We start from the raw sequence: 14173 nt of genomic DNA on the forward strand, positions 1-14173 counted from the left end.
TCAATTTCACACAATCTCAAAATCTACTTCCGCATCCAGTTTAGGAAATTTTCTTTCGCATTTAAAGAATTTTCCGGTGCAGTCTATTTCTTTCCAGCCTTTCTTTTTTCCACAGTCTCCAACTTCTACAACAATCGGGACAAATGAAATTTCTTCGTCTCCGTCTTTTATTTCTTCTTTGTACTGAACAGCAATATCCAGAACACAGTGAAAATCGGTGTTCAGCTTTACATTTCTGTAAATAATATCGTAATGATCTTCCTTATTTTCCGGAATTTCCAGATATTTTTCCCAATTTTTAGTAGAACCTCTCAATTGTGCAATTGCCTTTAAACCTTCGTACAAAGCAATCGTATAAAATTTTCGTGTTCCTTCTCTTTTATAATCTTCAGGAAAATGACCACCTTCATACAAAATCGTTGGAATTCCCATTTTTGTAAAATTATCGCCGGTTGATGTTGGATAATATTCGTCGTTGTATCTCGCAATCTGATTGGGAATCATGCTTTTCATATTTTCCACAATTTGCGAAATTACAGCCATTGCTTTTTTTCTTGTTTCGGTGATTTCACGTTCAGCATTTTCAGCAGGAGCTAAAAAGGAAAGTGTAGCAGGATGAATTCCGTCTGTACTGAACAGCGTTCTTTGCTCATGCAGATTCAGCCCATAATCGTAATGATTCGTTTTTGCCAAATTTTTTAAAATCGGAAATTCTTTGCTGGATTCTTTCAAAAAATCTCTGTTTAGATCTATATCCAAAGCATTTCGTCTTGTCCATTTTTCGGAACCGTCCGGATTGAGCATAAAAACAAAATCCAGTGTTATTGCATCAAATATACCATTTTCAAGTTCGGAATAATTTTTAAAAGTTTCAAGCAGATCCAGCATTGCATGTGTAGAATTACTTTCGTTTCCATGCATTTGCGACCAAGCCAAAACTTTTATTGCACCGTTTCCAAATGTTGCCTTATAAATAGGTTTCCCCAAATACGAAGTTCCGATCTCAGAAATAGAATCGCTGAGATTGTCTTGTAGATAAAAAAATAATTTTTCAGGGGAAATATAGCGATTTGGGAAATCAGGGTTTTTACAATAAATAAATTCTGAAGGCATTCTAATTCAATTTACAATTTTCAAATTTATTTTATTTTTCTATCATTTCCAATTTTCACATTTGTAAATTATCTAAACAAGTCAAATTGTCAGTTTGTCTGTTGATAAAAATGTGGATTGCATTATTTTTAAATAGTATTTGTAAAGTATTAAATATCATATATTTATAAATTTTATATGAAGTATTTTATCAATATAACTTTAAGTGCTAAAACAATCAATTTTTCCCATTTGAAGGAAAAAATATTAAACAGGAAAATAATAAGAATAAGTGTTTATAAAGCATATATTTACATTTGTATATTTTTGGAAATTTGATATTTTCAGTATCTTTGAGCAATCACTATTTTATGTCACAAGAAGCTTTATACTTAATTGGATTTTTAATTTTTATAGGACTCGTACTGGCTTTAGATCTTGGTATTTTAGGGCAAAAAAAGGAAACAGTATCCCTGAAACAAGCCGGAATTATGAGCTTCATTTTCGTTTCTCTGGCAATTGGTTTCTACTTCCTCCTACTCTTCTACGGAAATTATATCCATGATATCGACAGTATGCAAAAATTGGAAACTATCATCCAAAAGCATCATCATCCTGTCAAAATAATTCCCGGAAATCTGGAACGCAGTATTGAACTCTATAATCGAAATCTTTCTGTAGAGTTTTTCACAGGTTATCTTATAGAATATGCACTTTCTGTAGATAATATCTTTGTGATTCTTTTGATTTTTACCTCCTTCAATGTTGCAAAAAACAACTATCACCGAGTATTATTTTGGGGAATTATCGGTGCAATTGCAATGCGCTTCATCTTCATATTTTTAGGAGCTGTACTTATCAATAAATTCGATTGGATCCTTTATATTTTCGGAGCATTTCTTATTTATTCGGGTATAAAGATGTATCTGGATAGAAATAATGAAGATAAAATCGATACTCACGAACATCCTGTCGTAAAATTTGCCAACAAGTATTTTAAGGTTCATAATCACTTTATAAAAGAAAAATTTTGGGTAAAAATCGACGGAATTTGGAAAATGACCCCTTTGTTCCTTGTACTGATTATCGTCGAATTTACCGACCTTATTTTTGCTGTAGACAGTATCCCCGCAATATTCTCCGTAACTAAAGATCCTTACATCGTTTTCTTTTCTAATATTTTTGCAATTATGGGTCTGCGTTCCATGTTCTTTTTATTGGCTGGAGTTGTGGATAAGTTACGTTACCTGAAAATCGGACTTGCAGCATTACTTATATTTATAGGTGTTAAAATGCTGTTTCACATTTATTTAGAGAAAATAGGATTTAAGACTACGCATTCCTTGATTATCATTGTAGTGATCTTAGCAACAAGCATTATTGCATCGCTACTCAATCCTGAAAAGAAAAAAGAAAGGAAACTGCATTACGATCCAGATAAAGACCAACATTTAAGGCACTAATTTCACAAAATTTATTCGCTAAAAAATTAAAAATCAATGTATTATGTATTAATTTTATTTTTGTAAACTAATGAATTCCCTGTTGTTTACATTTGTGTTTTATTTTTGGCAATTTTAATATTACATTTGTAATTTGTAAAAATTTACAATTGTGATGAATCTTAACGAAAGAATTTCAAAAATTATAGAATATTCCAACCTTACTTCTTCGGAATTTGCGGATGAGGTAGATGTGCAACGCTCTTCTATTTCGCACATTACTTCTGGGCGTAACAAACCTTCACTGGATTTTTTGATAAAAGTAAAAGATCGGTTTCCGGAATTGGAATGGAACTGGCTGATAAAAGGCGAAGGCGAAATGTTGATAAAAGAGCAAGAAGAACCTGAGGAAACAGAAAAAGCAAAAAATATTTTTCCAGACCTTTTTGCAATGGTCGATGATGATAATTTTGGAATTACAGAAAGAGAAGATAAAGTACAAAAAGAAATTCCCCGAGAATCCTTTAAAACTGAACCAACTCCCGATTCAAAAAAAATAAGCGATTCTCAGCGATTAGATGTTCAGGAAAATTTTAAAAATATTCAAAGTACTGAAAATCAAAGTAATAAAATAAAACGCATCGTCCTTTTATTTGAAAACGGAACTTTTGAAAGTTTTGAGCCATAATTTTAGGCTAAACCTGTTCCTATTGATTATTCAAATTATTCAGTAATTGAGCTGGGTTCTTATTTTAATAAAGATCGATTTTTTATATTTTTGCCGAAAAACAGGCTATGATCTTTGGAGGAACAAGAAGAACCGAAATTTTACGAAAATATATTCAGGATATCTATTGCAAATATTGTGATGAAAACACCGAACATATTTTAATAATCTATTGCAAAGCATTCGTTTTCGGAATTTTCTATCCTTTAAAATGGTGGGCTTCCGATAAAGAAAGCTATATTAAGTGTCAGAAATGCAGAAGAGAAACCTTTGTGTCTACTGAAGAAAAAATCCCACAAAAAGTTCTAAATTATCACAACGAAACTAAAATTCCTTTCCGATTCAAAGTTCCGAGTTTTACGCTCATTGGTTCTCTGATCTTGATTGGAAGTCTTTTCTTGTTTGGCGTCTTTTCTGTAATTATTGAGGCTTTAACTCCTATCAATGCAAAGCTAAGAGGAAAATGGCAGGATGAATATCAAGTCTATCAAATGTATATTTATCCGGACAAAAAATTTACTGTAGTAGGACATGATACTATCGTTTTTGGAAAATATACGCAAAACGGTAATTTCATTGATTTTCCATTTATCGGAAAAGAAAATCAATTTAATAAGTTCCAAATCAATCCGATTGTTTTGAAAGACAGCGCCGATGATCGTTTTTCATTTAAGAAAATACGAAAAATTAAAGATTTTGATGATGTTTACAAAAATGAAAATAATCTTTGGCGAAACAAATCTTTAACTCCGGAAACTAATGAACAAATTCGTAGAAAAGTAGTCGGCTATCTTGAATTTGAGAAAAATAAATTTGAAAAAGCTGTAGAAAACGATATTGATTTTGTGGAAAGTGATCCTAATGCTGCTGTTGTTTTTGCCATGAACGGAATTCAGGTAAATTATTACTCCGAAAAAAAATGGAGATATCTTTTTAATAATGATGAAAGCTGGGGAAAAGCGAACGAAATTCTCCATTCGGAATTTCCGCCAGACGGAACTATAGACAAAGAAGAAGAAAACGTTTTCAAAAGAAATGCAGATTTTTTAAAGACTTACATTCAAAGAGTTAAGTCTTCAGATTTAAAATTCCTTGAAAATTTTAAATAAAATTGGGAGTTTAATCTATTATCATTTCCGGAATTTCTCCTTCTATAATAAGCTCAGCTTCAGTAGCTTTTATAATATCTTCGACCGAAATTCCGGGAGCACGCTCTAAAAGTTTGAAACCTTTTGGTGTAATTTCCAAAACAGCTAATTCCGTAACGACTTTTTTCACGCAGTTCACACCTGTTAAAGGGAGAGTACATTTTTTCAAAATTTTGGATTCTCCTGCTTTGTTTACATGCATCATTGCTACAATAATATTTTCGGCAGAAGCTACCAAATCCATTGCACCACCCATTCCTTTCACCATTTTTCCGGGAATTTTCCAGTTGGCTATGTCTCCATTTTCAGAAACTTCCATAGCTCCAAGAATTGTTAAGTCTACTTTTTTGCTTCGTATCATTCCAAAACTGAAAGCAGAATCGAAAAAAGAACCTCCCGGCAAAATCGTAATAGTCTGCTTTCCAGCATTGATGATATCTGCATCTTCTTCTCCTTCATAAGGAAAAGGGCCCATCCCAAGAACACCATTTTCACTTTGAAATTCTACATTTAGATTTTTGGGAACATAATTCGCCACCAAAGTCGGAATCCCGATTCCGAGATTTACATAATATCCGTCTTTTACTTCTTTTGAAATTCTTTTTGCAATCTGTTCTTTTGTGAGCATAGCATAATCTTATTGAGCCAATATAATTAATTTTTCAGAAATATGAAATACTTTTTGTTTTTAACATATAATAAAACATGGATGGAAGATTTGTTGTAAATTTGCGAGCTTCAAAATCATCAAATGAAAACGTTATTACATTACTTAAAACCATACCGTTGGCTCATCATTGTTTCTTTATTATTAGCTGCTGTAAATCAGGTATTTTCATTATTTGCTCCTGCCATTACAGGAAATATACTGGACAATTTGGTTACACATCCCAATTTTTTTGACAAAGAAAAACTCCTTCCGAGAAATTTAAACGATTATCTTTACGGAAATGGCTTATATCACGGCGTCTTATATTTTTTAGGATTATTGATTGGTACCGCAATGATAAGCCGGATTGCAAAAGCATTTCAGGATTATATCGTGAATGTCATAATCCAAAAATTTGGAGCTCAGATTTTTACGGACGGTTTAAAACATTCCATGAGATTGCCTTTTCAGGAATTTGAAGATCAAAGAAGTGGCGAAACACTTTCTATTTTAACTAAAGTACGGGAAGATTCTGTAAAATTCATCAATAATTTCATCAATGTATTTTTCGGAATTTTGGTAAGCATTATTTTCGTTTCTGTATATGCTATTCGTTTGCATTGGTCTATTATGCCGGTGTATGTAGTTGGGATTGTTCTTATTGCAGTAGTCACTAATTTATTGAGTAAAAGGATAAAGATCATTCAGAAAAATATTGTAAAAGAAACTACCAGTTTAGCCGGAAGTACTACTGAAAGTCTTAGAAACATAGAAATAGTAAAAAGTTTAGGCTTAACAAATCAGGAAGTAGAACGTCTGAACAACAATACTTATAAGATACTTGGTTTGGAGCTTAGAAAAGTAAAAAGCATCCGTTCTTTGAGCTTTGTACAAGGAACTTTGGTGAATTTTTTACAACAGACCATCACTTTTACTTTGCTATTGCTTATTTTTAAAAATATTGTAACTCCGGGACAATATTTGTCGTTAATGTTTTATGGTTTCTTTATTTTCGGGCCTATGCAGGAAATCGGGAATATCATTATCTCTTATCGTGAAGCACAAGCATCATTGAATAACTTCGATTATTTGATGAAAAAATCTGTAGAACCTAAACCTCAGAATCCTAAACAAATTGGAGAAATTGAAGAATTAGAATTCCAAAATGTATCTTTTCAGCATCAATCAGCTCATTATAAAGCCCTTAATTCTATTTCTTTTGATGTAAAAAGTGGTGAAACCATAGCTTTCGTAGGACCAAGCGGATCCGGAAAAAGTACGTTGGTAAAATTATTAGTAGGATTGTATCGTCCACAAGAAGGAGCAATTTTTTATAATTCCATCAACGGAAAAGAGTTTGATTTTGATGAATTGAGAAATCAGATTGGTTTTGTAACGCAAGACACCCAACTTTTTGCAGGTACCATAAAAGAAAATCTACTTTTTGTAAATCCTTTTGCCACTGAAGAAGATCTTCAATTAGCCCTAAAAAAAGCAAGTTGTACAGCGCTTTTACAACGTGCCGAAAACGGAATAGAAACCATCATTGGAGAAGGCGGACTAAAATTAAGTGGAGGTGAAAAACAAAGAATTGCTATTGCAAGAGCACTTTTAAGAAAACCGCACCTTCTTATTTTTGATGAAGCTACTTCTGCTTTAGACAGTATTACAGAAGAAGAAATTACGACCACAATTAAGGAAATTTCTGAAGAAAAAGAACAAATTACCGTGTTAATTGCACACCGATTAAGCACGATAATGCATGCAGATAGAATTTTCGTATTGGAGCGTGGTCAAATTGTGGAAACCGGTTCGCACGAAAATCTTCTTAATGAAAAAGGATTGTACTATGCAATGTGGAGACAGCAAATTGGGGAAAGAAAATTTGTAACGGCTTAAAAACTTTTAAATAGTTTAAAATTACGGCGATTGCCTAAAGGCAATCGCCGTAATTTTATCAGATAATATTTTCAGAATTTTTTTACTCTCTTTTCCTTACCGTTCTTTGCTCTATTCTTTTTTCAAATTTTTCTCCCTGAAAAATACGTTGAACCATTATTCCCGGAATATGGATTTCGTTTGGGTCTAATTCTCCCGTTTCTACAAGTTCTTCCACTTCGGCAATGGTAATTTTTCCTGCTCCTGCCATTGGAAAATTAAAATTTCTGGCTGATCCTTTAAAAATCAAATTCCCTGAATAATCACCTTTCCATGCTTTTACAATGGAAAATTCTGCTTTAAAAGCGTGTTCTAAAATATGGGGTTTTCCATCAAATTCTTTAATTTCTTTTCCTTCAGCTACTTCTGTTCCGAAACCTGCCGGTGTATAAAATGCAGGAATTCCGGCTTGTGCAGCACGGCTTCTTTCTGCCAATGTTCCTTGCGGAATGAGTTCTACTTCCAGTTCACCGGAAAGCATTTGTCTTTCAAATTCTGCATTTTCACCAACATAGGAAGAAATCATCTTTTTTATTTGTCTTTTGTGCAGCAACAATCCAAGCCCGAAATCATCAACTCCTGCATTGTTGGAAATACAAGTCAAATCTTTTACATCACTTTCTACCAAAGCATTTATAGAATTTTCCGGGATTCCGCAAAGTCCGAAACCACCCAACATTAGCGTCATTCCATCTTTGATTCCTTCGATGGCTTCTTTTGCATTTTTTACTCTTTTATCGATCATATTTTTATTTATTTTTATATACAACCCATTGAATTATTAGTATCATACCGAAAATTATAAAAAATAAATACATGAGATTCTGCCCAATTGTATTATTCGGAATATCAGTTGAACTATACAATATCACACCAAATCGATACGGTTTTTTTTCCATGTTTCCAAAAATTATTGAAATCCATCCAACGAGAGAAAAAATAATTCCGTAGAAAATGTAATATTTTTTATTCGTTACAAAACTGGGGATATATCCTCCTGTAAATGCATAAGGATTATTGGCATTTTTTTGCAAAAATTCATATTCCTGAAGAATTTCTTCATTTATCTCTACATCATCTTCGTCCAGCTTCAGGTCTTCTATAAGAGATTGTATTTTGGATTGATCAATTTTTAATCCTGATATTGTTAAATCATCATAATTAGTGGAATGTTCTATACCTTTTTCCTTTAAACAGGCAGACGCATATTCTAAATTAGAGATAAATTTAAATTGTTTAATAACTTCCATTACTAAATGGTTTTCAATATTAAAACTTTGTTATAACATATTTTTGATATTTAGTAAAGATATTAATCCTTAACATATATTGCAACTATTATTTTAATCCATATTAAAATTTTGCTTTTATAATTCAGTATTAAGCAACAGTTTATATTTTAATAAACACCCAATTAAATTTTTTTATGAATATCGAAAATTTCGAGTTTTATATCTAATTTGTTTGGCATATTTAAAACTAATTTTGTACATTTGCAGCCTGTTAATCAACCTCTGACGAAAGACGTGAACGTTGTTTAGCTTTGAACTTATTTTTATATAAACTAATGGATTTAGTAAAGTACGTACAAGACAAGTACATCACAAAAAAAGAATTCCCTGAATTTAAAGCAGGAGACACGATTACAGTGTATTACGAAATTAAGGAAGGTAACAAAACAAGAACTCAGTTCTTCAAAGGTGTTGTTATCCAATTAAGAGGAACCGGAGCTACTAAAACTTTCACAATCAGAAAAATGAGTGGAGATGTAGGTGTAGAAAGAGTATTCCCAATCAATTTACCAGCGCTTCAAAAAATAGAAGTAGACAGAAGAGGTAAAGTAAGAAGAGCAAGAATCTATTATTTCAGAGATCTTAGAGGTAAGAAAGCGAGAATTAAAGATGCTGCTTTCAAAAAATAAGAAAGAACATTTCAGTTATATACAGATTGCGGTTCAAACAAAGTTTGAACCGCAATTTATTTTTGCAATGCTCCAATGCATTCTTCCCTAATTTTCCAAAATTCATTCAATGAATAAGGAATTTCCGAATTGTTTTCTAAGTATTTTTCAAGAAAATTTTTATGATATTGAATTTTGAAATCTATAATCTGATTGGGCTGAATTTCAATTTCTTCAAATAAATCATCTTCAAAATCTTTTGGTGAAGAGTTTTTTCGTGTAAAATCCAACCTTTCATTATTTAATTTCAGATAATTGTGAGCTTCCGGCATTTCTTTTAGGTTGTAGTTTTCCAAAACATTTCTAATTTTTGGAGTGTTTGAAGCATTCATTCGGAAAATGCCCAACATCAATTTAATTTCCGGATGATTGTTTTCTTCTGCAATAGCTTTAAGAAAGGCGTGTTTGGTACTACAAGTCCCTCCATTATCATCCACAATGCAAAGTATATTGTTTTTATCTGCATTTCTTTTATAGGGTAGATTTTTTGTCCATAATGAAATTTCAGAAAAATCGGAAAAGCCTTTATTTTTTGCAAATATAGAAATCGGTTTTTCAGAAAAAATGGAAAAATTAAATTTCATATTTAATACCAATTTTATTCTTTTGATAGGATTTTATCCTATCTTTTATTAAATCGCCACTTCGTGGCTGTCAGTTATAGAAAAACCCTTTCATTTGAAAGGGCATTATTTATTAAGGCTTAAAGCATTTTGAGATTATTCACTTCCAATTCGGTGAGAATTCTCCAATGTCCCCTTTTAATATTTTTCTTCGTGAGTCCGGCAAACATTACTCTGTCCAACGTATCCACTTCATATCCTAATTTTTGGAAAATCCTTCTGATTACTCTATTCCAGCCAATATGTATCTCAACTCCTACTTCATTTTTTGGTTTTCCTTCAATATAGGAAATACTATCTACTTTTGCTACACCTTCATCTAATCTTATTCCCTCTACAATGGTCTGCATATCGTCCGTAGAAAGCTTACGATCCAAAACTACATGATAGATTTTTTTCACATCAAATGAAGGATGCGTCAGTTTTTTGGTAAGATGTCCATCATTAGTCAAAAGAATAACACCAGTTGTGGAACGATCCAGTCTACCTACAGGAAAAAGCCTGTAAGGAGAAGCATTCGCAACTAAATCCATCACAGTTTTTCTGGCTTTCTCATCTTTAGTAGTAGAAATATAGCCTTTTGGCTTGTTCAGCAAAACATAAACTGGCTTTTCCGGAGATACATTTTGCCCATCGAAAACTACTTTATCTGCTTTCTGAACCTGATAACCCATTTCTGTTATCACTTTTCCGTTTACTTCTACTAATCCTTGCTTGATAAGCTCATCTGCTTCTCTCCTGCTGCAAATTCCCGCATTGGCAAGGTATTTATTTAGACGAATAGTATCTTTCTGTATCTCTTTTTCTATTTTTTCAAAACGTCTTTTTTGTACGAAAGATCTGGCTTTATCTTCATTCTTGTCGTCAAATTTTTTGAAAGGCTTTTTACCTGTGCTCAGATTTCCCTTTTCATATTTCTTTCTCGCATCGAAGGTTTTGCCTTTGTTTCCCGAACCCTGAAAATTATCAGAATTTCCCGGCTTGGAAATTCTTGGCCTTTTTGGTCTTCCGGAATTGTTTTCATTATTCATTTTTACTTTAAATTTTTGCAAAAGTACGATTTTATTATGCAATGTACTTAAAAAGTTTCCAGAATTAGAATTTAGCAAAAATTCCGTTTAATAACATAGACAAAATCCCAATGAAAATCCAAATTCTAAGAATATTTACAGCAAAAAAATTAGAATTCTTAAAAGTATTGGTTGTAAGATGTATTGTCAAAACAATAATGAAAAGACTTGCTGCAAAATAATAGCCATTTATACTTCGCAATCCTTTCTCATTAATAAGCAACATGGATATACTATACAAAATAATTTGAAGGATCACCAATACTAATTTTGAAATATTACTTCCAAAAAAATTGGGAATTGTAGTATAACCAAAAACTTTATCTGCATTTTTGGTAAGTGTATCTTTCAGTATATCAATAATTAATAAAATCAAAAACAAGAAAATCGCCATAAAGAAAATTTTCACTGAAAACGTTCTGTAATACACCAACATTCCAAAAAATGGATATAAAGTAAGAGCAACAAATGTGAGATTATTAAGAATCAGAATTTTAGACAATTTATGGCTATAAAACCACATTACAAACTGGTAAATCAAAAGATAAATAAAAACCCGATAAGAAATCATCCAGGAAATCCCAAGAGAAACCAAATTCAATGAAAGATAAGCGTAAAGAAAATATTTCTGTTTTAGGAAACTTTGAATTTTACTGCGAAAAGGTTTAGTGATTTTGTCTTTTTCCCGATCATAAAACTGATTGATGATTCCGCCCGCAAGAATGCTTAAAAGTGTACAAAAAATAATCCCATGAACTTTAAAATCAAAAACAAAATTTCGCAAACTTTCCTCCTGATTGAAAAGGAAAAAAGTGGAAACATATAATGCAAAAGCTAAAATAATAACAACAAAAACCCGAGCTCCCAAAAGGAAACCGACTAGTTGTGACAGTCTGTATAATATTGATTTGTACCCGGAATTTTGAGATCGGAAATTTTCTTTTGCAGAATCCATTTCCTATCTGTTTTAAAATCTGTAAATCACTTCTTTATTGAAACCTTCCAACATTTTTTCTGCTTTGGAATAATCTTTCGTGAAGCCTAAAATATAACCTCCACCTCCGCTTCCGCAAAGTTTAAGATAATATGCATTGGTATCAAGACCTTTTTTCCATGCATTGAAAAGATTTTCAGGAATCATTGGACTAAAATGTTCATAAGCCCAAACTGAAAGTTTTTTTAGATTTTTGAAAAAAGGATTCATGTCTTTTTTCAAAAAAGCATCAATACAAGCATTATTATATCGAATAAATTCTTCTTTCAGAGTTTTGCGGAAACCTTCCGTTTTCATCTTTTCGAAAAAAATCTGCACCATTGGACCAGTTTCACCTACTGCACCGGAATCAATAAGGAAAATTGCTCCTTTTCCTTCTTCACTCTTCGGAATGGAAACACGGTCTACATTCTCTTTATTTTCAATAAGAATTGGCAGATTCATATAACAGATTAATGGATCAATTCCTGAACTTTTTCCATGAAAATAACTTTCTAAAAGCCCAAAAACCTTTTTCAGATTTTTCAATTCTTCTTTGGAAATGCTATTCGGTGAATATTTTTTTAAAGAATATTTTTCAAAAATTGCAGCAACCAAAGCTCCGGAACTTCCTACTCCATATCCTTGCGGAATATTGGAATCAAAGAAAAGTCCTTTTTTAAGATCATTCTTAAGCTCAGAGATATCAATACGAAAATCTACCGGCAATTCAAGATCAGAAAGATAATCCGAATATTTTTGTAAATGAAAATTTGATTTCTTTTCAAAATCGGAACTAAGATCAGAAAATTTCAACGTCCCTTTATAAAAACTATACGGTAAAGTCAATCCTTGGGAATCTTCAATAATCCCATATTCTCCGAAAAGAAGAATTTTTGCATAGAATAAAGGGTTTTTCATCCAGTTATCTGTTTTGTTTTGCAAAGTTACAAAAATTTATTTGATTGACTTTCAGCAAATTTTAAACCAATACTAAATTTGAATCAACTATTTTTTACCGTCCAAAATTTTGGAATTCACAAAACGAATTAAAATTAATCCTATTGCAAAAAATATTGACATGGATAAAGCCGAAAATCTCATATTATGATATTTCTCAATCATGGTAGAAAAAATGAATGTTCCTAAAATAATTGCCAACTTTTCCAATACATCATAAAAACTGAAAAATGTAGTATTATCCATAGAATCTTCCGGCAAAAGTTTGGAATATGTAGAACGAGACATTGCCTGCAAACCACCCATCACCAAACCTACAATAGCAGCAACACCGTAAAACTGATATTCTACATTAGGATTTTCTTTATTAAGATAATACGCTGATAGACAAGCTACAATCCACAAAATTACAGTAATGGAAATCACATTTTTATTCCCTATTTTTTTGGAAAGCCACGAGAAAAATAATGCTCCGATGATCGCTTCAATCTGAATCACCAATAATGTCAAAATCAATTTATCCTGAGCCAGATTGATCTCGCTTTTACCAAATAATGTTGCCATCAGGAAAATAGTTTGCATACCTACACTATAAAAGAAAAAAGCGGAAAGAAAAAATTTAAGATTACGATTTTCAAAAAGTTTATTTCCTACTTTGAAGAGTTCTTTAAAACTTTCCTTGCCTACATCAAGATAGAAACTGATATTGTCTTTAAAAACTTCCCAAATACCACCCTGATTTTCGTGATTTTTGAAAATATTTTTGTAATTTAAAAGAACTAAATCTTTTGGTAATTTGTCTTTTACATTTCCAAATTGTGGAAGATGTTTAAATGTATATTGAGAAAAACCAAACCACCAAGCTCCTGTTAAAAGGAAACTTATTCTGGTATATATTTTAGCTTGTTCCGGAGTTTTTGCAAAAACCTGAATAAGTACCAAACAAATAATTACTAAAATTACAGAACCTATATATCCATACACATATCCTTTTGCAGAAAGCGCATCCTGCTTGTCCGGAGTTGCAATATCTGGTAAAAAGGAATTGTAAAATACCAAACTTCCCCAGAAACCAACACTCGCTGTAATACTGAACAAAATCCCAAGAAAAACATTTTCCATTCCTGTAAACATCGCCAATCCCATACAAGAAGTAGCTCCTAAATAACAGAAAAATTGTAAAAAAGATTTTTTATTTCCAATAGTATCAGCTAATGAAGATAAAAAAGGCGACAGAAATACCACTATTAAAAAAGAAATGGTGAGTGAAAATCCATAAATAGCATCTGGTTGATATTCTTTTCCGAAAATACTGATGAGATTGCGGACAGGAACATCAATCCATTGTCCTGTTTCTTTTACATATTCCTTTTTTTCATAAGCTGTAGTAATAATGGAATAATAAATAGGAAATATTGTTGAAGTTATTACAAGAGAATAAACGGAATTCGCCCAATCATAGAAAGCCCATGCTTTCATAATTTTCGGATCATTCTTGATATTCTGGTTTGGCAGGTTTTCGTTTTCTGACATTCGTTTGAAAATTAATTAGACAAAAATAAAAAAACCATTAAGATAATGATTAAAAAAT

Annotated in this window: 14 protein-coding genes; 5 read left to right on the forward strand and 9 right to left on the reverse strand. The window is 31.8% G+C overall.

All coding sequences use genetic code 11. The features are described from left to right. Nucleotides 1-6 precede the first annotated feature (6 nt). A complete protein-coding gene (locus AC2A1C_RS10100; RefSeq protein WP_484025589.1) occupies nucleotides 7-1113 on the reverse strand; it encodes a M14 family zinc carboxypeptidase in 1107 nt (368 codons plus the stop codon). Nucleotides 1114-1463: 350 nt separating this feature from the next. On the opposite strand from AC2A1C_RS10100, the gene AC2A1C_RS10105 reads away from it, so the two are divergent. From AC2A1C_RS10105 to AC2A1C_RS10115, 3 genes are all read left to right on the forward strand, one after another. Further along, nucleotides 1464-2555: a TerC/Alx family metal homeostasis membrane protein gene (locus AC2A1C_RS10105; protein ID WP_484025590.1), complete on the forward strand. Its 1092-nt coding sequence runs from the start codon at nucleotides 1464-1466 to the stop codon at nucleotides 2553-2555. Nucleotides 2556-2709: 154 nt separating this feature from the next. Next, a complete protein-coding gene (locus AC2A1C_RS10110; RefSeq protein ID WP_484025591.1) occupies nucleotides 2710-3222 on the forward strand; it encodes a helix-turn-helix domain-containing protein in 513 nt (170 codons plus the stop codon). 107 nt (nucleotides 3223-3329) lie between these two features. Then, a complete protein-coding gene (locus tag AC2A1C_RS10115) occupies nucleotides 3330-4370 on the forward strand; it encodes a hypothetical protein (RefSeq protein ID WP_484025592.1) in 1041 nt (346 codons plus the stop codon). A 10-nt stretch (nucleotides 4371-4380) separates the two neighbouring features. Here AC2A1C_RS10115 and AC2A1C_RS10120 read toward each other — a convergent pair whose 3' ends face one another. Next, nucleotides 4381-5037, reverse strand: coding sequence for a CoA transferase subunit B (locus AC2A1C_RS10120; protein WP_484025593.1), 657 nt, complete (start codon nucleotides 5035-5037; stop codon nucleotides 4381-4383). Nucleotides 5038-5160: 123 nt separating this feature from the next. On the opposite strand from AC2A1C_RS10120, the gene AC2A1C_RS10125 reads away from it, so the two are divergent. After that, on the forward strand, nucleotides 5161-6957 hold the full coding sequence (locus tag AC2A1C_RS10125) for an ABC transporter ATP-binding protein (RefSeq protein WP_484025594.1): 1797 nt from the start codon (nucleotides 5161-5163) through the stop codon (nucleotides 6955-6957). Nucleotides 6958-7039: 82 nt separating this feature from the next. Here AC2A1C_RS10125 and AC2A1C_RS10130 read toward each other — a convergent pair whose 3' ends face one another. After that, nucleotides 7040-7741, reverse strand: a complete 702-nt coding sequence (locus AC2A1C_RS10130) for a CoA transferase subunit A (protein ID WP_484025595.1) — start codon at nucleotides 7739-7741, stop codon at nucleotides 7040-7042. Between the two features lie 4 nt (nucleotides 7742-7745). After that, on the reverse strand, nucleotides 7746-8246 hold the full coding sequence (locus AC2A1C_RS10135) for a hypothetical protein (protein WP_484025596.1): 501 nt from the start codon (nucleotides 8244-8246) through the stop codon (nucleotides 7746-7748). A 317-nt stretch (nucleotides 8247-8563) separates the two neighbouring features. On the opposite strand from AC2A1C_RS10135, the gene rplS reads away from it, so the two are divergent. Continuing rightward, nucleotides 8564-8917: a 50S ribosomal protein L19 gene (gene rplS, locus AC2A1C_RS10140; protein ID WP_484025597.1), complete on the forward strand. Its 354-nt coding sequence runs from the start codon at nucleotides 8564-8566 to the stop codon at nucleotides 8915-8917. 56 nt (nucleotides 8918-8973) lie between these two features. On the opposite strand, the gene AC2A1C_RS10145 is transcribed toward rplS, so the two are convergent. The 5 genes from AC2A1C_RS10145 to AC2A1C_RS10165 form a co-directional block, all read right to left on the reverse strand. Beyond that, a complete protein-coding gene (locus AC2A1C_RS10145) occupies nucleotides 8974-9540 on the reverse strand; it encodes a hypothetical protein (protein WP_484025598.1) in 567 nt (188 codons plus the stop codon). A gap of 119 nt (nucleotides 9541-9659) precedes the next feature. Further along, nucleotides 9660-10610: a pseudouridine synthase gene (locus AC2A1C_RS10150; protein ID WP_484025599.1), complete on the reverse strand. Its 951-nt coding sequence runs from the start codon at nucleotides 10608-10610 to the stop codon at nucleotides 9660-9662. A 64-nt stretch (nucleotides 10611-10674) separates the two neighbouring features. After that, the gene (locus AC2A1C_RS10155) at nucleotides 10675-11604 is read right to left on the reverse strand and encodes a UbiA family prenyltransferase (RefSeq protein WP_484025600.1); all 930 of its coding nucleotides are present in this window, start codon (nucleotides 11602-11604) and stop codon (nucleotides 10675-10677) included. 12 nt (nucleotides 11605-11616) lie between these two features. Continuing rightward, entirely contained in the window at nucleotides 11617-12543 is a 927-nt protein-coding gene (locus AC2A1C_RS10160; protein WP_484025601.1) for a mevalonate kinase family protein, read from the reverse strand. Between the two features lie 87 nt (nucleotides 12544-12630). Further along, a complete protein-coding gene (locus AC2A1C_RS10165; RefSeq protein ID WP_484025602.1) occupies nucleotides 12631-14115 on the reverse strand; it encodes an MFS transporter in 1485 nt (494 codons plus the stop codon). Between the last annotated feature and the right edge of the window lie 58 nt (nucleotides 14116-14173).

Source organism: Chryseobacterium sp. HNCC26DJ241 (assembly GCF_057180505.1).